At 68.4% G+C, this 19,602-nt stretch carries 20 protein-coding genes and 1 pseudogene; 15 read left to right on the top strand and 6 right to left on the bottom strand.

Going from position 1 to position 19,602, the window contains the following annotated elements; genetic code table 11:
* Positions 1-127: 127 nt before the first annotated feature.
* From tatA to ABW137_RS03590, 4 genes are all read left to right on the top strand, one after another.
* On the top strand, positions 128-397 hold the full coding sequence (tatA, locus tag ABW137_RS03605; RefSeq protein WP_526396967.1) for a Sec-independent protein translocase subunit TatA: 270 nt from the start codon (positions 128-130) through the stop codon (positions 395-397).
* A 60-nt stretch (positions 398-457) separates the two neighbouring features.
* The gene (tatC, locus tag ABW137_RS03600) at positions 458-1,426 is read left to right on the top strand and encodes a twin-arginine translocase subunit TatC (protein ID WP_526396961.1); all 969 of its coding nucleotides are present in this window, start codon (positions 458-460) and stop codon (positions 1,424-1,426) included.
* Entirely contained in the window at positions 1,410-4,217 is a 2,808-nt protein-coding gene (locus tag ABW137_RS03595; protein ID WP_526396959.1) for a DEAD/DEAH box helicase, read from the top strand. Before tatC ends, ABW137_RS03595 begins: the two co-directional genes overlap by 17 nt.
* Before the next feature lie 66 nt (positions 4,218-4,283).
* Positions 4,284-4,949, top strand: coding sequence for a DUF4333 domain-containing protein (locus tag ABW137_RS03590; RefSeq protein WP_526396957.1), 666 nt, complete (start codon positions 4,284-4,286; stop codon positions 4,947-4,949).
* Between the two features lie 4 nt (positions 4,950-4,953).
* On the opposite strand, the gene ABW137_RS03585 is transcribed toward ABW137_RS03590, so the two are convergent.
* On the bottom strand, positions 4,954-5,907 hold the full coding sequence (locus ABW137_RS03585; RefSeq protein ID WP_526396955.1) for a 5'-3' exonuclease: 954 nt from the start codon (positions 5,905-5,907) through the stop codon (positions 4,954-4,956).
* A gap of 33 nt (positions 5,908-5,940) precedes the next feature.
* On the opposite strand from ABW137_RS03585, the gene ABW137_RS03580 reads away from it, so the two are divergent.
* Together ABW137_RS03580 and ABW137_RS03575 are read left to right on the top strand one after the other, a co-directional pair.
* The gene (locus tag ABW137_RS03580; RefSeq protein ID WP_526396953.1) at positions 5,941-6,336 is read left to right on the top strand and encodes a VOC family protein; all 396 of its coding nucleotides are present in this window, start codon (positions 5,941-5,943) and stop codon (positions 6,334-6,336) included.
* Positions 6,337-6,346: 10 nt separating this feature from the next.
* Positions 6,347-7,504, top strand: coding sequence for a M24 family metallopeptidase (locus ABW137_RS03575; protein WP_526396951.1), 1,158 nt, complete (start codon positions 6,347-6,349; stop codon positions 7,502-7,504).
* Positions 7,505-7,558: 54 nt separating this feature from the next.
* Here ABW137_RS03575 and ABW137_RS03570 read toward each other — a convergent pair whose 3' ends face one another.
* On the bottom strand, positions 7,559-7,969 hold the full coding sequence (locus ABW137_RS03570) for a F420-dependent biliverdin reductase (protein WP_526396949.1): 411 nt from the start codon (positions 7,967-7,969) through the stop codon (positions 7,559-7,561).
* Positions 7,970-8,004: 35 nt separating this feature from the next.
* Between ABW137_RS03570 and dprE2 the strand changes: the two genes are divergently transcribed.
* Positions 8,005-8,748 carry a decaprenylphospho-beta-D-erythro-pentofuranosid-2-ulose 2-reductase gene (gene dprE2, locus ABW137_RS03565; protein WP_526396947.1) on the top strand — a complete coding sequence of 248 codons (744 nt, stop codon included), beginning with the start codon at positions 8,005-8,007 and terminating at the stop codon, positions 8,746-8,748.
* A 2-nt stretch (positions 8,749-8,750) separates the two neighbouring features.
* Positions 8,751-9,932, top strand: coding sequence for a precorrin-6y C5,15-methyltransferase (decarboxylating) subunit CbiE (gene cbiE, locus ABW137_RS03560; RefSeq protein ID WP_526396965.1), 1,182 nt, complete (start codon positions 8,751-8,753; stop codon positions 9,930-9,932).
* Here the strand turns inward: cbiE and ABW137_RS03555 are convergent.
* Together ABW137_RS03555 and ABW137_RS03550 are read right to left on the bottom strand one after the other, a co-directional pair.
* Positions 9,904-10,986: a phosphotransferase family protein gene (locus tag ABW137_RS03555; protein WP_526396945.1), complete on the bottom strand. Its 1,083-nt coding sequence runs from the start codon at positions 10,984-10,986 to the stop codon at positions 9,904-9,906. The genes cbiE and ABW137_RS03555 overlap by 29 nt on opposite strands.
* A 52-nt stretch (positions 10,987-11,038) precedes the next feature.
* A pseudogene (locus tag ABW137_RS03550) lies at positions 11,039-11,851 on the bottom strand (ferredoxin-like domain-containing protein); the annotation flags it as partial.
* Positions 11,852-11,969: 118 nt separating this feature from the next.
* On the opposite strand from ABW137_RS03550, the gene ABW137_RS03545 reads away from it, so the two are divergent.
* On the top strand, positions 11,970-12,239 hold the full coding sequence (locus ABW137_RS03545) for a hypothetical protein (protein ID WP_526396943.1): 270 nt from the start codon (positions 11,970-11,972) through the stop codon (positions 12,237-12,239).
* Between the two features lie 7 nt (positions 12,240-12,246).
* Here ABW137_RS03545 and ABW137_RS03540 read toward each other — a convergent pair whose 3' ends face one another.
* Positions 12,247-13,188, bottom strand: coding sequence for a TauD/TfdA dioxygenase family protein (locus tag ABW137_RS03540; RefSeq protein WP_526396963.1), 942 nt, complete (start codon positions 13,186-13,188; stop codon positions 12,247-12,249).
* Positions 13,189-13,592: 404 nt separating this feature from the next.
* Between ABW137_RS03540 and ABW137_RS03535 the strand changes: the two genes are divergently transcribed.
* Genes ABW137_RS03535 through ABW137_RS03510 form a run of 6 tightly spaced genes read left to right on the top strand, consistent with a single transcriptional unit; the run spans position 13,593 to position 19,058 of the window.
* Entirely contained in the window at positions 13,593-14,006 is a 414-nt protein-coding gene (locus ABW137_RS03535) for a PPOX class F420-dependent oxidoreductase (protein ID WP_526396941.1), read from the top strand.
* Between the two features lie 3 nt (positions 14,007-14,009).
* Entirely contained in the window at positions 14,010-14,405 is a 396-nt protein-coding gene (locus ABW137_RS03530; RefSeq protein ID WP_526396939.1) for a PPOX class F420-dependent oxidoreductase, read from the top strand.
* Between the two features lie 33 nt (positions 14,406-14,438).
* Positions 14,439-14,909, top strand: coding sequence for an FxsA family protein (locus tag ABW137_RS03525; RefSeq protein WP_526396937.1), 471 nt, complete (start codon positions 14,439-14,441; stop codon positions 14,907-14,909).
* Positions 14,910-14,952: 43 nt separating this feature from the next.
* Positions 14,953-16,536 carry an amidohydrolase gene (locus tag ABW137_RS03520; RefSeq protein ID WP_526396935.1) on the top strand — a complete coding sequence of 528 codons (1,584 nt, stop codon included), beginning with the start codon at positions 14,953-14,955 and terminating at the stop codon, positions 16,534-16,536.
* Positions 16,529-18,280 carry an apolipoprotein N-acyltransferase gene (gene lnt, locus ABW137_RS03515; RefSeq protein ID WP_526396933.1) on the top strand — a complete coding sequence of 584 codons (1,752 nt, stop codon included), beginning with the start codon at positions 16,529-16,531 and terminating at the stop codon, positions 18,278-18,280. Before ABW137_RS03520 ends, lnt begins: the two co-directional genes overlap by 8 nt.
* On the top strand, positions 18,264-19,058 hold the full coding sequence (locus ABW137_RS03510) for a polyprenol monophosphomannose synthase (RefSeq protein WP_526396931.1): 795 nt from the start codon (positions 18,264-18,266) through the stop codon (positions 19,056-19,058). The genes lnt and ABW137_RS03510 overlap by 17 nt, the downstream gene beginning before the upstream one ends.
* Before the next feature lie 4 nt (positions 19,059-19,062).
* Here the strand turns inward: ABW137_RS03510 and ABW137_RS03505 are convergent, their stop codons facing one another.
* Positions 19,063-19,401: an RNA polymerase-binding protein RbpA gene (locus ABW137_RS03505; RefSeq protein ID WP_526396929.1), complete on the bottom strand. Its 339-nt coding sequence runs from the start codon at positions 19,399-19,401 to the stop codon at positions 19,063-19,065.
* Positions 19,402-19,602: the final 201 nt, after the last annotated feature.

Raw genomic sequence — 19,602 nt, 5'->3', positions numbered from 1 at the left:
GGTACTCGAACCGGCGGCGTTGGCCGAACGGGTACGCGACTCGGCTGTTGCGGCGCTCGAGGCGTACGGAGTCATGAGTACCGATTCGGGCGAGTAGACTCGCTCACAACATCTGGAGGTGTCCAAATTGGGTGGTCTACAACCGTGGCACTGGTTGATCGTCATCGCAGTGTTCGTGCTGCTGTTCGGTGCCAAGAAGCTTCCCGACGCCGCGCGCTCGCTCGGCAAGTCGATGAGGATCTTCAAGTCGGAGATCAAGGAGATGCAATCCGACGGCAAGGACGCGGGAACGGACGAGGCTCGTACGGCCAGCACTCCGCCGCCAACGCCGATCAGCTCCGAGCGGGTCGAACCCTCACCGTCGCCCGAGCACTCCACCGAGCAGCGGCCGGCCTGACCGACCCATCCCTTCGGCGCGGCGTGATGCCGTGCCGCTAGGCGGCGTTCGACGACACCTGTGCGCACCCCCGGAATAGTCAAGAAGCTCGACCCGCGCCATCGCCGGTCGCGGGTCAACCCCGACGGCACCATGTCGCTCGTCGATCACCTGGCCGAACTTCGCAATCGGTTGCTGATCGCAGCCGCCGCGGTCGTCGTGACCACGACCGTCGGCTTCATCTGGTACACCCACGGCTTCTTCGGGTTCCCCAGCCTCGGTGACTGGCTGCGCCAGCCGTACTGTTCGCTACCCGCCTCGGCGCGTGCCACCATCGCACCCGACGGTGAGTGCCGACTGCTCGCCACGGCCCCGTTCGACCAGTTCATGCTGCGTCTGAAGGTTGCCCTCACCGCGGGCGTGGTGCTCGCCTGCCCGGTGTGGCTGCATCAGATCTGGGCGTTCATCACCCCTGGGCTCTACAAGAGGGAGCGGCGCTTCGCTTCGGTGTTCGTCGGCTTCGGTGCGCTGCTGTTCATCACGGGCGCGGTGCTCGCCTACGTCGTCCTGTCGCAGGCCTTGAGCTTCCTGCTGACGGTCGGCAGTGACGTTCAGGTGACCGCGCTCTCCGGTGACCAGTACTTCGGGTTTCTGATCAACCTGCTGCTGGTGTTCGGCATCAGCTTCGAGTTCCCCCTGCTGATCATCATGCTCAACATGGTCGGGATGCTGCCGTACGCGAAGCTGAAGTCCTGGCGCCGGGGGCTGATCTTCGGCATGTTCGTGTTCGCCGCCCTCGCCACCCCAGGTTCGGACCCGTTCTCGATGTTGGCGCTCGCGATGGCCCTGACGGTGCTGCTCGAGTTCGCGATCCAGGTGGCCAGGGTGAACGACAAGCGAAGGGCCCGCCGGGCCGCGCTGGAGGACGTCCCCGACGACGAAGCCGCGCCCATCGGCAGGGCTGAACCCGTCGGCGGCGCGGAGCCCGTCGGAACGCCGAGCACCGTGCCGTCCCCGTCCCGGCTGGGCATCGATGACCAAGCCACCTGAGTCGACCGAGCTCGCTGACTTCGCCAACCAACTGCCCTTCTCGCTCGACGACTTCCAGATACGTGCCTGTCAGGCGCTGGAGAACGGGCACGGGGTCCTCGTCTGCGCGCCCACCGGTGCTGGCAAGACGGTCGTCGGCGAGTTCGCCGTCCATCTCGCCCTGGCCGCGGGCCGAAAGTGCTTCTACACCACCCCGATCAAGGCGCTGAGCAACCAGAAGCACAACGACCTGGTTCAGCGCTACGGCGCCGAGCGCATCGGCCTGCTCACGGGTGATCAAAACATCAACGGTGACGCCCCGGTCGTGGTCATGACGACCGAGGTTCTTCGGAACATGCTCTACGCGAATTCCAATGCGCTGCACGGGCTTTCGCACGTCGTGATGGACGAGGTGCACTTTCTCGCCGACCGGATGCGCGGCGCCGTGTGGGAGGAGGTGATCCTGCACCTGCCCGAGGACGTCCGACTGGTCAGCCTCTCGGCGACCGTGAGCAACGCCGAGGAATTCGGCGGCTGGATTCAGACCGTCCGCGGTGACACCACCGTCGTCGTCGACGAGCACCGCCCCGTCCCGCTCTGGCAGCACATGATGGTCGGCAAGCGGCTGTTCGACCTCTTCGAGGGCACCACGGGTGCAACCGATCCCGCCAATGCCGTCCGAGCACCGGCTTCTCCCAATCCACGTCCCGCCCTGGTGGACCCCGAGCTGATCCGGCACATCTCGCACCGCCGCGAAGCCGACCGGCTGGCCGACTGGCAGCCGCGCGGCCGAAGTCGGTCCGGGCGCCGCGACCAGGGGGGTGGGCGGCCGACGATCTACCGGCCGCCGGCACGACCGGACGTGATCGGCACGCTCGACCACGCCGGGCTGCTGCCCGCCATCACGTTCGTGTTCTCCAGGGCGGGTTGCGATGCGGCCGTGAAGCAGTGTCTTCGGTCGTCGCTACGGCTGACCACCGACGTCGAGCGGGGCCGCATTTCCGAGGTGATCGACCGACGGTGCGCGGATCTGGACGACGGCGATCTGGCGGTGCTCGGCTACTACGAGTGGCGGGAGGGGCTGCTGCGCGGCATCGCCGCTCATCACGCCGGGCTGCTACCGGTCTTCCGGCACACCGTTGAGGAGCTGTTCACCGCGGGTTTGGTGAAGGCCGTGTTCGCCACGGAGACATTGGCATTGGGCATCAACATGCCCGCCCGCACGGTGGTGCTCGAGCGTCTGGTGAAGTTCAACGGCGAACAGCACGCGCCGCTGACCCCCGGGGAGTACACGCAGCTGACGGGTCGGGCGGGCAGGCGCGGCATCGACGTCGAGGGCCACGCCGTGGTGCTGTGGCATCCGGACGTCGAACCCGCCGACGTCGCAGGCCTGGCCTCCACCCGCACGTTCCCGCTTCGCAGCTCGTTCGCGCCGTCGTACAACATGACCATCAACCTGGTGGCGCAGATGGGACCCGAACAGGCCCACCGGCTGCTGGAGCGGTCCTTCGCCCAGTTCCAGGCGGACCGGTCGGTGGTCGGTCTGGTGCGTGGCGTCTCGCGTGGCGAGAAGATGATGGACGACATCGCCGCCGAACTCGGCGGCCGCGACGCGCCCATCCTCGAGTACGCCCGACTGCGGGCGTCGATCTCCGAACGCGAACGGGTCCAGTCCAGAGCGTCGCGGCTGCAGCGCCGCAAGGCCGCCAACGACGCGCTGGCCGCGCTTCGTCGCGGCGACATCATCACGATCGGCCAGGGCCGACGCGGCGGTCTTGCCGTAGTTCTCGAACCGGCCAACGATGCGGACGATCCACGGCCGCTGGTGCTGACCGAGGACCGGTGGGCGGGCCGGATCTCGTCGACCGACTTCTCGGGGGCCTCCGCACGACTGGGCACCATGACTCTGCCCAAGCGCGTCGAGCATCGGCAACCGAGGGTCCGCCGCGACATGGCCTCGGCGCTCCGGTCCGCGGCGGCCGGCCTCGACGTGCCGTCCAACCGACCCAAACGTGGTTCCGCCCAAGAGCACCGGGAGCACGACGTCGACCCCGAGCTCGCCGGCATCCGAGAGCGGCTGCGCGCACATCCCGCCCACCACTTCGGTGACCGCGAGGACCAGGTCCGCGTCGCGGAACGCTTTCTTCGCATCGAGCGCGACAACGCCGACATCAAGAAGAAGGTGGCAGCCGCGACGAATTCGCTGGCCCGCACCTTCGACCGCATCGTGGTGCTGCTCACCGAACGCGGCTTCATCGATGGCGCAGGGGAGGATCCGACGGTCACCGAGGACGGTCGACTGCTGGCGCGGATCTACAGCGAGAGCGACCTGTTGGTCGCCGAATGCCTGCGCAGCGGTGTATGGGACGGCCTCGACGCCGCGGAGCTGGCTGCCGTCCTGTCGTCCGTGCTCTACGAATCCAGGGGCGACACGCCGGGTTCGGTGTCCAGTGTCGATGGCGCGACGCCGGGGGTGCGGCGGGCGCTGTCCCAGACCCGCAGGCTGTGGAGCGACATCCGCGCCGACGAGCAACGCCACCGGGTTTCCGGGAGCCGGGAGCCCGACCCGGGTTTCGTCGCTGCCATCTACCGGTGGGCGACGACGGGTGATCTGTCGACGTCACTGGCGGCTTCCGATGCCTCAGGCAGCGGGTCGCCCCTGTCGGCAGGTGATTTCGTGCGGTGGTGCCGACAGGTGCTCGACCTGCTCGATCAGGTGCGAAACGCCGCCCCGACCCCGGCCTTGCGGACCACCGCGAAACGTGCCATCGATGCGATTCGACGCGGGGTGGTCGCTGTTGATGCAGGGTAGTGTGTTGCCAACGCTTGGCAGAGGATCCACGCAGAGGACCGAGGCGTAGAGGACCAAGGAGAGACGATGAGCGGACCGCAGGGACCTGACCACAACCCATGGTCGGGTCAGCAGTCGGGCGACCCGGCGTGGGGGCAGCAGCCTCACGAACAGTCTCCGCCTGCCTACGGTCAGCCCTACCAGCAGCCGTCCTACGGACAGCAGCCGCAGTATCAGCAGCCCGACCAGTACTCCCAGCAGCCCACCGCCTACGGTCCCACCTCCTATCCTCCGCAGCAGTACGGCCAGCCGCAGTATGGTCAGCAGCCGCCGTACGGACAGCAGCCCGGCCAGTACGGTGAAGCGCCGCAACAGTTCTCGCCGTACGGCGCGCCAGGCCCCGACCAGGGTGCCAAGAAGTCCAAGGGACCGCTCTTGGCCATCATCGGCGGCATCGTCGTCGTCGCCGTGATCGTCGTCGCCGTCCTCGGCTTCTTCGTGACCGGCTGGTTCGTCAAGACCAATCTCGACATCAACGCCGCGCAAGCCGGGGTACAGCAGGTCCTCAGCGACGAGACCGACGGCTACGGCGCCAAGAACGTCGAGGGTGTGAGCTGCAACGACGGCAACAACCCCGAGGTCAAGGACGGCGGCACGTTCGACTGCGAGGTCAGCATCGACGGCACCAAGCGTCAGGTCACGGTCACCTTCCAGGGCGACGACGGCACCTACGAGGTCGGCAGGCCCCGCTAACCGCTCAGCCGATTTCGTCGAGCGCCTTCTGTAGGCGTCCAATCGACGACGTCACACCCAGTTCGCCTGCGAGTTCGGCGACCCGCTTCGGGTCCCTCGCCACCAGCGGCAGCGCATCGGACTCGGTCGACGTCGTGATCTTCGCATCGGTGGCCACCCGCACCACCTTCTCCGCCGCGGCGACGTACTCCGTCGCGGCCGCCAGCTTCTTGCGTTGGGCGGCAGGCATCTTCGAGGACGAGTCGGCCGCGGCCGCCATGATCGCCTCGAGCGATCGGTATTGGCCGAGCAGCGTCGCAGCGGTCTTCTCGCCGATCCCCGAGACACCCGGCAGCCCGTCGGACGGATCGCCGCGCAACAGCGCCAACTCGGCGTATGCGGCGCCAGCGCGTTCGACGGGCACACCGTACTGATCCGCCACCTCGGTGGGCCCGAACATGGTGGCCTTCGCCAGTCCGCGGCCGATGTAGAACACCCGCACCGGCACTGGTTCGTCGGCGACGAGTTGCAGCAGGTCGCGGTCGCCGCTGACGACGACCACGGGATCGTCGCGCTCGGCGGCTGCCAACGTGCCGAGCACGTCGTCGGCTTCGTATCCGGCGGCACCGGCGGTCGCGATTCCGAACGCGTCGAGCATCTCCATGATCATGGCCACCTGCGGGGTGAGTTCGTCGGGAACCACCTCCACGTCGGGTTCGGCACCCGTGTTCTCCTCTTCGACGCGGTGCGCCTTGTAGGAGGGGATGAGGTCGACCCGCCACTGCGGTCGCCAGTCTTCGTCGAGGCACACGACGAGGCGGGCGGGATGCTCCTTGCTGATCAAAGTCGCGACCGTGTCGAGGAACCCGCGCAACGCGTTGACCGGCCTGCCGTCGGGGGCGGTGATCGACGACGGCACGCCGAAGAAGGAGCGGAACCACATGCTGGCCCCGTCGAGGAGCAACACCGGCGCTGTCATTCGGTTGACAGTAGCGTGCGGTAGGCATGAGTCATGAACTTCTCCGTCGACCGCATCGACCACGTCGTGATCAACTGCCGTGACGTCGAGGCGACAGTGGGCTGGTACGTGCGGGTGCTCGGCACCGGGCGCGAGGAGATGGACGGTGGCCGGATCGCGCTGACGTTCGGCAACCAGAAGCTCAACGTTCGGCCCACCGGCGCGCCGAACTGGATCACTGGTGACGTCGACGCCCCTGGCTCGCTGGACCTGTGCTTCATCGCCGATGCCGAGCCCGATGTCATCGGGGAGCACCTGCGTCGGTGCGGCGTGGAGATCGTCGACGGGCCGGTGCGCCGGGTGGGGGCGCTGGGGCCCATGACCTCGCATTACTGCCGTGATCCGGACGGCAACCTGGTCGAGGTCGCCAGCTATCGGGACGCCGATTAACCTCGACGTCATGGATTCCGGCAGGTTTGGCACCGACGTGTACGCCCAACGAGTACGAGCGGCGACCGCCGCCGCGGCCGAGGCCGGCTTGGCCGGATTGGTCATCACGCCGGGCTATGACCTTCGGTATCTCGTCGGCTCGCGCGCCCAGACGTTCGAACGGCTGACGGCGCTGGTGCTGCCCACCGGCATTGGGCAGGAGCGCAGCGACCGGGGGACGGGGGTTGTCGAGCCCACCGTCGTCGTACCTCGAATGGAACTGGCCTCGCTCAAGGAGTCGGCCATCACGGAAATCGGTCTGGCGGTCCGCGATTGGGTCGACGGCGACGATCCGTACCAGCTGGTGGCCGACGCGCTGGGCGGGGGTGTCGCGGCCGTCACCGATGCGATGCCCGCCCTGCATCTGCTTCCGTTGGCGGACGTGCTCGGCGTGGTGCCGGTGCTGGCCACCGAGGTGCTGAGGCGTCTGCGGATGATCAAGGATTCAGCCGAGATCGAGGCGCTCCGCGCGGCGGGGGCGGCGATCGACCGCGTCCACGCTCGGGTGCCTGAGCTCCTAGTGCCGGGCCGCACCGAGGCCGACGTGGCTGCCGACATCGCCGAAGCGATTGTCGCCGAGGGGCATTCGGAGGTGGCGTTCATCACCGTCGGATCGGGGCCCAACGGCGCCAACCCGCATCACGAGTGTTCGGACCGGGTGCTGCGCGCCGGAGACGTCGTTGTCGTCGACATCGGTGGACCCTATGAACCGGGGTACAACTCCGACTCCACCCGCACCTACAGCCTTGGCGAGCCGAACGCCGAAGTAGCGCGCCGCTATTCGGCATTGCAACAGGCCCAGCAGGCGGCCGTCGCGGCCGTCCGTCCCGGGGTGACCGCCGCGCAGGTCGACGCCGCCGCACGTGACGTTCTGGCGGCCGAGGGACTGGCGGAGGCGTTCATGCACCGCACGGGTCACGGCATCGGGTTGTCGGTGCACGAAGAGCCCTACATCGTGGCGGGCAACGACCTGGCCCTGGAGGAGGGCATGGCGTTCAGCGTGGAGCCGGGCATCTACTTTCCCGGTGAGTGGGGCGCACGCATCGAGGACATCGTGATCGTGACCGGCGACGGGGCCGACGCAGTCAACCGCCGGCCGCACGAGCTGGCCGTGGTCCCGATCGGGTAGCAGGCGCTACGCGCTCCAGCCCAATTGGCGCTACTCGCTCCAGCCCAATTGGCGCTACGCGCCGCGGTCCAGGAGGTCGGACGAGCCGAGCACCCTCTCGACGCGGACCTCGATCACCACGCGACGCGGGTTCACCCTCGGCGTGCGGTAGCGCTGGGCGTAGCGGAGCTCTGCGTCGCGGACTGCGTCCGGGTCGGTGTTGACCAAGGAGCTGCCCTCCAACGACAGCCACCGGGCACCGTCGACCTGGCTGAGGACGGCGACTCCGCGTTCTTCGGCGTTGACCGCCTTCTGCGAGCCGCCGGAGGTGATGACCCTCGCGACGTGAGTCTTGGGGTCGAAGGTGAAGCCGACGGCGACGACGTGGGGTGAGTTGTCGGACCGAAGAGTGGTCAGCATGGCGAGATGTCGCTCCGTGAGGAACGCCAGCGCATCGTTGGTGAGCCGCGTAGTTGCCTTCGCCATCGTGGTCCAACCTAGCGCAGGACATAATCGCAGCCATGAAGGACACGGGCGTCGCGGTGATTTTCGGTGGGCGCAGTGAGATCGGTCTCGAGGTGGCGAGGCGATTGGCCCCCGGCGCCGTCGTGATACTCGCGGCGCGGGGGTCCGACCGGCTCACCGACGAGGTCGCCAGCGTTCACGCCGCCGGTGCCGCGGCGGTCCACGTGCGGGAGTTCGACGCCGACGATCTCGCGTCGCACGCGCCCATCGTGGAGTCGATCGTCGCCGACCACGGTCCGATCGGGGTGGCGGTGCTGGCGTTCGGCGTCCTCGGAGATCAGGCCCGCGCCGAGGTCGACGCGACGCATGCGGCCGCGATCGTGCACACCGACTTCACGGCGCAGGTCAGTCTGCTGACCGTGCTGGCGGCGCAGATGCGGTCGGTGGGCAGGGGTGCTCTCGTCGTCTTCTCCTCGGTGGCGGGTGCGCGGGTGCGCAGGGCCAACTACGTGTACGGCTCCGCCAAGGCCGGCCTCGATGGGTTCGGCTGCGGATTGTCCGACGCGTTGCGCGGTTCGGGGGTCCGGCTGTTGCTGGTCCGGCCCGGGTTCGTCGTTGGCCGGATGACCGACGGCATGTCGCCCGCGCCGCTATCGAGCACGCCGGGGCAGGTGGCCGAGGCGACGGTCGCGGCGTTGAGGAAGGGCCGCAGCGAGATCTGGGTGCCAAAGTCGTTGGGAGCGTTGGTGTTGGCTTTCAAGGTGATGCCGCGGCCGGTGTGGCGCAGGTTGAGGCGATGAGCATGATCGTCGTCGTAGGGATCGGCGCGGACGGGATGGCAGGGTTGTCCGCGGCGGCCAAGGCTGAATTGACAAGGGCCACCACGATTCACGGGTCGAAGCGCCAGCTCGACATGCTCGACCACACCGTCACTGCGAGGAAGCTGGCCTGGCCGTCGCCGATGCTGCCCGCCCTGCGCACGTTGTTGGATGACGGTGGCGGGGCCGACGTCCACGTCGTGGCGAGCGGTGATCCGTTGCTGCACGGCGTCGGCAACAGCTTGATCCGGCTGTACGGCGCCGACCGGGTGGCGGTGTTGCCGCACGTGTCGTCGGTGACGCTGGCGTGTGCGCGGGTCGGGTGGGCCGTGCAGGACACCGAGATCATCAGCCTGGTGTGGGCCGAGCCGCACACCGCCGTGCGGCGCGGCGGGCAGGCCGTCGTGCTGTCCCGCGACGGTTCCAGCCCTGCCGAGCTGGCGCGACTGCTCGCCGAGACCGGGCGGGGCGATTCCGAGCTCACCATTCTCGAGCAGCTCGGCGGGCCTGGGGAGCGGCGCCGTTCGGCGTCGGCGCGGGAGTGGGCGGGACGATCACCCAAGGACGTCGACGCCCTGAACGTGATGGCGGTGCGCTATCTGCCCGACGACCGGGTCGGCCAGGTGCTCCCTGACGACGCCTTCGCCCACGATGGTCAAATCACCAAACAGTCCATTCGTGCGGTCACGCTCGCTGCGTTGGCTCCGCGCCCGGGTGAACTGTTGTGGGACGTCGGCTCGGGGTCGGGCAGCATCGCGGTGGAGTGGTGTCGCAGTGCCCCGGGAGCTCGGGCGGTGGCCTTCGAGCGTGACGAGGTCCGGCGACGGCGAATCGAAGCGAACGTGGTGACGCATGGCGTCGCGGTGAGCACGGCCTTCGACGCGCCGGAGGCCTTTGCGTTCGAGCCGCCCCCGAACGCGATCTTCGTCGGTGGTGGACTGGCGCAGCCTGGCCTGCTGGAGGCGTGCTTCGAGCGTCTTCCCTTAGGTGGTCGACTGGTCGCCAACGTGGTCACCGTCGAATCGGAATCCGTTGTGGCGCAATGGTATTCGAGAATCGGCGGCACGTTGGCGCGATTCCAGCATCATCGGGGTGAGCCTGTCGGTGGCTTCACCGGTTGGCGGCCCGCAATGCCGGTTACCCAGTGGGCGGTGACGAAGACCTGATCAGATCGAGGGTGTCGAGGTCTCGGATGGCCTGGCAACCGCGTTGCAGCATCGCCAGCATCATGTCGTCGCCACGCTCGGTGGAGACGGCGAATGCGCAGCCGAGCACGGTGAGCAGAGGGACCTGCAGCATGCCCACCCGGTAGTCGTGCCAGCAGGTCTCCCTGTCGTAATCCGGTACACCGAACGTGGATAGCTCGGAGTGGTAGGCGAGGACCAGGTGCTCGTCGATCTGCGAGCGCGCCTGGGGTAGCAGGCTGGTGCCCGCGAAGTACGCCAGGTCGCGCGCGGGTAGACCGGCACCGAGGGTCTGCCAATCGACGATGGTGACGTGGCTGCGGTCGGGGGTGAACAACATGTTGTCGAGTCGGTAGTCGCCGTGCAGCAACGCAAACCGCTGGCGGTCTGCCTTCAGCCAGCGCGTCACCAGCGACATGGCCTCGGACACGGCGTCGCGGTCCTCGGCGGTCATCCTCTCACCAAGTCGATCCAGCGTGATCTGCGCCGCCATCGCGGCGAGATCGCCCATCCCCCTTGCGGTGTCGTCATCGGGCAGGGGCATGACCAGCCCGGTGAAGTCGGCCCACGCGTCGTCGCACCAGGTGGGTCCGTGCAGACCGGCCAACGCCCGGACGGCGAGTTCGGCTTCCTCGGGTGTGCATCCGTCGATCTGGTCGCCTTGGACGGCGGGGGCCATGTCGGCGAGGAGGAGCACGAAATCCCCACCGTCGTCCGAGATCTCGCAGTGGTAGTGCGTGGGGAGGGGGATGCTGACGACGTCGGCGACGGTCGTGTAGAAGGCGTGCTCCGAACGGTAGCCGAGGGCCACGCGCTCACGCACCGCGTCGTCCTGCGACGACAGTTTGATGGCGAACGTGGCAGGAAGATCGCCGGGTTCGGGCCCGTAGTCCACCGCGAGTCGGTAGGTGGCGCCCGTCTGTCCGGTGCCGATCGGGGCCACGTCGACGGACCGAACGTCGGCCCCCAGCACGCCCTTCAACCATTGCGGTGTCACGTCCGCCGGGCTGCGGGGAATCGTGGGGGCCAGGCTCATGTCGCCGGACGCTAACCGGCCGCCTGGACGGCTGTCAACGCTCGTGGGTGCCGACGTCCAACCCGGGCGCGCTCGCGTCGAAGACCAGACCGAACGGGGCGAGCACCCGCAGCGCGGCGTCGGCGACCCCCTCGTCCAGGTCGCAGACGAGCACCGATCGCCACGGCGTGATCACCAGCGGTGCATCCACCGCCGCGAGGTACTCGGCGACGCGCGACCTGAGCAGCCCGTTCGGGACGGCGGCGCCGAGCGCGATCCGTCCGTCGTCCTGCGTGATCCAGCCGACCGGCGGGCGGGTCACCGGCGGCCACGTCCCGCCGGGCTCGGCGCTGCGCGCAGCGGTGAATTGCTCGGCCGCCCCGATCAGCGTGGGCACCACGTCGGTGGTGCGCACGCCGGTGTCCACGCCCGAGAGCAGCAGCGCCGCGGTCGTGGCGTCGAGCACGTGGACACCGACGTCGGCGCCGAGCCCGGATACGTCGCCTCTTCCGTCGTCGATCGCGAACCAAAACCCGTCCGGCAGTTCGGCCAGCCGGGGGGTGGACAGGATGGCGTCGTCCAGATCCCAGACCAGTTGCCTGACGTCGGCGGTCCCTCCGACCCGGCCGGTCAGCGGCGAGGCAACGATATTTCGGACGACATTTCGGACGCGGTCGTGGCACGACGACGGCAGGAGTCCGACGTCTGCAACCGCCTCGGCAAGACCGTCGGGGTCCGTGACGCCGTGGATCTGCAGGTCCCCCTGCGGGGTGAGTTCCATTTCGGCGGAAGCGAACCTGGCTGAGGCCAGCGCGATGGCGGCCAGCTGCGCAGGCTCGATCATGCCGCCGGGCAGCGAAATTCTGGGCATGGTGCCCTCGAGCATAGGAGCGCGATTCTGGAAGTCGAGTAGTCCACTACGCGTGAATCTATGCCCGCGTCAATTTTACGGTCTCCCCAGGTCGCGACGATGTCGGTGTCGGGGCCACGAGAGGGGGATTCCGATGACCGATCTGGATGAGTCACTGGAGATATTGGTCGAATCGCCGGTTGAGGTGCGGGCGATGGTCGAGCGCTCCGCATCCGTTCCAGCCGCCCAGCTGCACGCGATGTTGGCGGTCACTCCCGCCGCGGAGCCGGTGGCCGCGCCGGAGCGGACAACGGAGCGCAGGCGGTGGTGGACTGCGTTCGCGCGGCCACCGAAGGCCTACCCGCGGCGGCTGTCCACCTCGATGGAGCGTGCCGCCATGGAGCGGGAGATGTACCGCCTGTGAGCGGTCATCACGGCACCGCGACCAGACGTGCGGGCGTCACGACCGCCGAGTAGTGAGATGCGTCGCCTGCGATGACGCGGCTGGGGGAGCCGTCCACGCCAACCGGGACGTCGCCCGCCAGCGTGATTCGGCTCAGGCGACGGTACTGGTCGTCGTAGTCGGACACCGCGTAGTGCTGGGTTGCCCTGTTGTCCCAGATGGCCAGATCACCTGGCAGCCAGTTCCACCGAATCGTGTTCTCCAGCTTGGTGACTCGCGCCTGTAGCAGTTGAAGCAGGGTGTTGGACTCAGTGGTGCCCAGCCCGACGAACCGCTTGACGAAGTGACCGAGCAGCAGCACGCGGCGGCCCGTCTCGGGGTGAACGCGCACGACGGGGTGCTCGGTCTCGTAGATGTCGGAGATGAATTCCTCGCGATATTGGCGGGTGTTCCTGGCCACCTCGTCATCGGTTCCGCTGAAGTCCTCCGCCACGTCCTTGATGTAGTCGTAGTCGTTGGTATGCACCGCCCAGAGATTCTCGACGAGGGCCTTGAGCGGGGGCGGCAGCTGGTCGTAGGCCGCCTCGGTCGACGCCCAGGTGGTGGTGCCGCCGTACTCGGGCAGCGTGATGGCACGAAGCAGTGACGCCTTCGGGATGCGATCGACGAACGTGACGTCGGTGTGCCAGGAGTTCGCCTTGTCGTACCGGGAGTCGATCGGCAGCACGTCGGCACCCCGCGACGTCACGGTCGGGTGCGCGATGGTGGGCGTGCCGAGCGTCCTGGCGAACGCGAGTTGGCCGTCGTCGTCGAGGTGGTGCTGGTCGCGGAAGAAGCTGACCTTGTGCTCGAGGAGCGCGGCGTTGATCGCCTCGACCGTCTCGGAGGAAAGGTCGCCGCCGAGACGTACGCCGTCGACGCGTGCGCCGATGTTGGCGCCAAGCTTGACGATGACGGGGGAAGGGGACATGGCTTCATTGCCCCAGATCGGCCTCGCGGGCACCAGGTTTCGGCTACCGCAGATTCGAACTCCGGACCCAGCGGCGGTGAGCGTGGACGCGGCGACCGTGCACCCGGGCTGGACGGTGATCTGCATCACTATTTCGTTGGGCGTGTTCCGTCTGACACGAAGTTCTCGATCCCGGTACCGGCGGTATTACGTTCCTTCAGAAGCCCTGCTTGCCAACCACGTTCAGGAGGCAACCGGGTGACACAGGGAGGAACGGCAATGCTAGGTCTCATCGCATTCGTGGCTCTGATCGCGTCGATGATCGCAGTTCTCGGATTGCCGTACCAGAATTCCTGGTACAGCCGCTGGGGTAACTACGACCGTTGACCTCGGTCGGTTCGCTGCAGTGCCGCTAAGTTGGGGTCATGCCCGTCACGTTCGCCGAGGTCGCGAAGTCCGAGTACATCCTGCTGACCACGTTCACCAAGGACGGCAGACCCAAGCCCACCGCCATCTGGGCGGCACCACGTGGCGACGACCTCGTCGTCATCACGCAGGGCGACTCCTGGAAGGTCAAGCGCATTCGCAACACCCCGCGCGTGACCATCGCGAAGTGTGACCGCCGCGGCAAGCCGCTCGGTGAGCCGGTGGAGGCCACCGCAACCATCCTGGACAAGTCGGCGAACGGGGCGACCTACGAGGCGATCGGCAAGCGATACGGCCTCATCGGCAAGACGTTCAACGCGTTCTCGAAGCTGCGCGGCGGCATGGCGAAGAACGTCACCATCGAACTGAAGGCCCGAGCCGGCGACGCGGCGGGAGAGGGCACGGTCAGCTGACCCGTGGCGCCGCGGTTCGAGGGCGTCTTCAAGGAGCGCTATCTCCTGCTCACCACCTTCACCAAGGACGGCAAGCCCAAGCCGACACCGGTGTGGGGGGTGCCCAGGGGAGACAAACTGTTGATCAGCACTGACGACGGGTCGTGGAAGACCAAGCGCATCAACAACACTCCGCGCGTCACGATCCAGAAGTGCGGGCCGCTCGGCAAGGCCAAGGGCGAGCCGGTCGAAGCCGTCGCGCGGATGCTGCCGAAGACCGAGACCAGGCGGGTGTTCGACCTCGTCACCAAACGCTACTGGTACCACGCATGGTGGTGGGTGCCACAGGCAATCCTCCGCGGCGGCATCGAGAAGGTGCATGCCGCGATCGAGATCCAAGCCCCGCCCGCCGAGGTCTAGGAACCCTCGCGGCGCTCCGCGCGTTGTCCCGACATGGCTATGCGGCTCTTCCTGGTGTATGTGCTGGTCGAACTGGCGGTCGTCGTCGCTCTCGCGACCACGATCGGCTTCGGTTGGACGTTCCTGTTGTTGGTAGGCACCTTCGCGCTGGGTCTCGCGCTGGTGGGTTCCCAGGTCAAACGTCAGGTGCAGCGCCTGCAGTCGGGTCTCGCGTCGCCGCAGGGCGCGGTCTCCGACGGAGCCCTCATCGCGTTGGGTTCGGTCCTGACGGTCGTCCCCGGTCTGGTCACCTCGGTGCTCGGCCTCCTGCTACTGATGCCGCCCACCCGCGCGGCTGCCCGACCTGCCGTCACCGCGCTGGCGGCCCGACGACTGGCCCGGATGCCGCTCATCGTGACGACGGCGGGCGCCCCGTTCCGCCCCGCAGGCGGTGAATACATCGACGGCGAGGTCGTCGACGTGACCGACGTCGAGCAGCCCCGCCTGCCGAAGCACTTCGACTAGCTTGACGACCCTTCTGGTCGGCGGTCGGATTCACAGTCCGACCATGCCGGATGCCACCGCCATTGCGGTGACTGACGGCCCCGAGAGCGTGGTGCGGTGGGTCGGCACCGACGACGTCGGGCGGGGTCAATTTCCCGACGCCCACGTGATCGACCTGGACGGCGGCTTCGTCGCGCCGGCGTTCGTCGACAGCCACGTGCACGTCACGTCGACCGGTCTCTCGGAGATCGGTGTCGACCTACGCCACGCGGCGTCCTCCGAAGACGCTCTGCGGATCGTCGGCGAGTACGCCCGCCAGCATCCGACCGGCGTGATCTGGGCCCACGGCTGGGACGAGGCGCGTTGGCCGCTCGGCGCGCCCCCCACCACCGCAGACGTCGACGCCGCGGTCGGCGGCCGCCTCGCCTACCTGGCCAGGGTCGACGTGCACTCCGCGGCCGCGTCGACCGCGCTACGCCGGTCGGTGCCACGACTCGACGAAGCGGCCGGCTACCACCCAGACCTGCCACTGACGGCGGCGGCGCACCACCTGGTCCGGGCTGCGGCCAGGGGCCTGCTGACATCGACCCAGCGGCACGACGCCCGCACCGCGGCCCTCGACCTCGCGGCCAGGTCGGGCATCGTCGCCGTGCACGAGTGCGCGGGTCCCGACATCGGCGGGCTGGACGACTGGCAGGAACTCCATGCGATGTCACACGGCGTCGACGTCGTCGGCTACTGGGGCCAGCCGGTGACGACCGCAGCCCAAGCCCGGGACCTCGTTGCCGACACCGGTGTCAGGGGGTTGGCCGGCGACCTGTTCGTCGACGGGGCGCTCGGATCGCGGACCGCGTGGCTGGACGAGCCCTATGCGGACGCCCCGAACTGCCAGCCGAATCTCCGTGGCAACGCCTATCTGGATCCCGACGCCATCGAGAGCCACCTGAGCGCCTGCACCGAGGCAGGCATCACCGCGGGGTTCCACGCGATCGGCGACGCCGCAGTCGGTGCCGTCGTGGACGCCTTGGCCCGGATCGTGGACCGCGTCGGGGGTCCGGCAGTCGCACGCTGCGGCCATCGTCTGGAGCACCTCGAAATGGTCACCGAGGGACAGGCCAGGAGGCTCGGATCCTGGGGTGTGATCGCCAGCGTGCAGCCGAACTTCGATGCACTGTGGGGTGGTGCCGACGGCATGTACGCCCGTCGTTTGGGCGTCGACCGAGCGCGTCGGATGAATCCGTTCGCGCTGTTAGCATCCGAAGGCGTGCCACTCGCCTTCGGCTCCGACTCCCCGGTCACCGGGTTGAGTCCGTGGGAATCCGTCCGCGCCGCGACACTGCACCACACGACGGGAAGCGCGATCTCGGCGCGGGCCGCCTTCAGCGCGGCCACCCGCGGTGCGTGGCGGGCGGCGGGCGTCAGGGACGGCATCACCGGAACCCTGGTTCCCGGCGCCCCCGCGTCCTACGCGGTCTGGGACGTGCCGGGTGGGCTGGGCGCCCTCGAGGTGGCGGCCCCCGCCGACGCCGTCCAGCGCTGGTCCACCGATCCGCGATCCCGGACACCTGCCCTGCCGCGGCTGGCTGCTGACGCGCCCCTTCCGGTCTGTCGTCAGACGGTGCACCGTGGTGTCGCACTTCATGGCTGACCGCAAGCCCGGGCGGCTGTGGGCCCGGCAGGGCACCGACACCGCCGAGGCCGACACCGCCGAGGCCGACACCGCCGAGGCCGACACGACCCCCAGCGAGCGCGGTTCGAGGCTGGCCAAGCGCCTTGGCCGCACCCTCGGTCCTCGGGCGCTGCGGATTGCCGCCTCGATCGCCGGCGGATTGATGGTGTGCCTGAGCTTCCCCCCGTTCGGTTGGTGGTTCCTCGGCTTCGTCGCCTTCGCGCTGCTGGCGTGGGCGGTGCTTCAGGAGCCGACGACGAAGATGGGCGGGTTCGGCTACGGCTTCCTCTTCGGCCTGGCCTTCTACATCCCTCTACTGCCCTGGATCAGTGGACTCGTCGGGCCGATCCCGTGGCTGCTGCTTGCCGCGATGGAGGCCCTGTTCCCGGCCGTTTTCGGATTGCTGGCGGTCGTGGTGCGGCGACTGCCCGGGTGGCCGGTGTGGTTCGCCTGCCTCTGGGTGCTCGCCGAGTGGCTCAAATCCACCATTCCGTTCGGCGGGTTCCCGTGGGGCGTCATCGGCTTCAGCCAGGACGACAGCCCCCTGCTGCCGATCGCGCACTACGGGGGTGCGCCCCTGGTGTCCTTCGCGGTGGTGTTGGTGGGGTTCAGCCTTGCCGCCATCGTCGTCGAGACCGTCCGCTGGTGGCATGCCGACCACGGGACCGCCCTCACGAAGGCGCCCAGCGTGCTGCTGCCGGGTGTCTGCGTTGCCCTGGTGCTCCTCACCGTGGCATTGGCCACGCCGTACGTCAGGAAGTCCGCGGTGGGCGCCGGAGAAGACCCGTCGACCACCGTCGCCGCCGTCCAGGGCAACGTCCCGCGGCTGGGACTGGAATTCAACGCGCAGCGCCGCGCCGTCCTGGACAACCACGTGCGCGAGACCCTGCGACTGGCCGACGACGTGCGGGCAGGGCGGGCGCCCCAGCCCGCCGTCGTGATCTGGCCGGAGAATTCCTCGGACATCGACCCGATCGCGAACCGCGACGCCGCCGAGCAGATCACCCTGGCCGCCGACGCGATTCGGGCACCGATCCTCGTCGGCACCGTGCTCGCCGCACCGGGGTACACCGCGGAGAACCCCGCGGCCACGAACACCGTCATCGTGTGGGACGGGGACGACGGGCCCGGTGAGCGTCATGACAAGCAGATCATTCAGCCGTTCGGTGAGTACCTGCCGTGGCGCGGGTTCTTCCGGTTGCTGTCGTCGTACGCCGACCGTGCCGGCTTCTTCGTGCCGGGCACCGGTACCGGCGTGGTGCGCGCAGCGAACACGTCGATCGGCGTCACCACCTGCTGGGAGGTGATCTTCGACCGCGCCGCCCGCGAGTCGGTACTGAACGGGGCCCAGTTCCTGGCCGTGCCCGCGAACAATGCGACGTTCAACGAGGCGATGAGCCGCCAGCAGCTCGGATTCGCCCGGCTGCGCGCCGTCGAGCACGACCGCTACGTCGTGGTCGCCGGCACCACCGGCATCAGCTCGGTGATCCGGCCCGACGGCCGAGAGATCGCCAGCACCCAGTTCTTCGAGCCCGCGTACCTCGACGAGCAGATCCGCCTGAAGTCCAGCCTGACCCCGGCCACGAGGTGGGGACCCGTCATTCAGGGACTGCTGGTCTTCGTTGGCTCTGCGACCGTCGTCGCAGCGATACTGCACAATGGGAACTTCGCGCGTCGCCGTCGAAGGACGACCGACGGCACCGACGATGGAGGAATCGCATGACCGCGAGGCGGGATCGCTCATGATGTGGGGCGATCGTCCGAGTCAGCGCACGCTCGTCATCATCCCGACGTACAACGAGCGCGACAATCTGCCGTTGATCGTCGGACGGGTCCACGCGGCCCGCCCGGAGGTACACGTGCTGGTCGTCGACGACGGCAGCCCAGATGGCACCGGTGAACTGGCCAACGAGCTGTCACTCGCCGATCCCGACCGCGTCCACGTCTTGCACCGCACCAGCAAGGCAGGCCTCGGTGCGGCCTACCTCGCGGGCTTCGCGTGGGGCCTTGGCCGCGAGTACACCGTGTTGGTCGAGATGGACGCCGACGGCTCGCATGCGCCGGAGGAGCTGTCCCGACTGCTCGACGCCGTCGATGCGGGCGCCGACCTGGCAATCGGTTCGCGCTACGTGGACGGCGGCATGGTCCGCAACTGGCCGCGACGGCGAATGCTGCTGTCGCGCACCGCGAACGGCTACTCCCGGGTGCTGCTCGGCGTTGGTGTCCACGACATCACGGCAGGCTATCGTGCCTACCGTCGCGAGGTGCTCGAGAAGATCGACCTCGCCGCCGTCGACTCGAAGGGCTATTGCTTCCAGGTGGACCTGACGTGGCGGACCATCAACGCCGGATTCACCGTCAAGGAAGTGCCCATCACGTTCACCGAGCGCGAACTTGGCAAGTCGAAGATGAACGGCTCGATGATGGGCGAAGCCCTCTTCAAGATCGCAGAGTGGGGCATCCGCGGTCGCCTGGACCGCGCGCGCGGCGTGGTGCAGTAACCGATCAGCTGCCGCGGCGGCGCGTCTTGATGATGTCCAGACGCTCCTTGAGCAGCTCGTCGAGCTCGTCGACCGAGCGACGCTCCAGCAGCATGTCCCAGTGGGTACGCGGGGGCTTGACCTTCTTGGGCTCCGGCACGTCGCCGGCTATCAGCGTGCCCTCCATGCCGTTGCGGCAGGGCCACGAACCGGGGATCTCGGCGTCGTCGGCGAACGGGACCTCGAACTCCTCGCCGTTGTCGGTGCGGTAGCGGGCGACCTGACGCGGCGCCAAGTCGTGATTGCGGTCGGTCTCGTAGCTCACGGCCCCGAGCCGGCTGCCCCTCAATACACGATCAGCCATCGTCACCACTCCTTCTCAAGATTTCGTCCGAGAACGTCAACGCGTTGCGGCGCCGAGAAGTTCCCGACCCAACCGTCCATGCTACCGGGATACCCACCATCGGCCGTTTAGAGTCAGTCGTCGTGGAGACCGCGACTCGCAGACGCGCCAAGTCCCAGCCCTGCCGGTGGTGTGGCCGCGACGTCGACGATGCGGGCATCG

The organism is Mycobacterium sp. (assembly GCF_040509115.1).
GTDB lineage: Bacteria > Actinomycetota > Actinomycetes > Mycobacteriales > Mycobacteriaceae > Mycobacterium.
The sequence above is the reverse complement of the archived record's forward strand: the minus strand, read 5'-3'. Positions and strand labels throughout refer to the sequence as shown.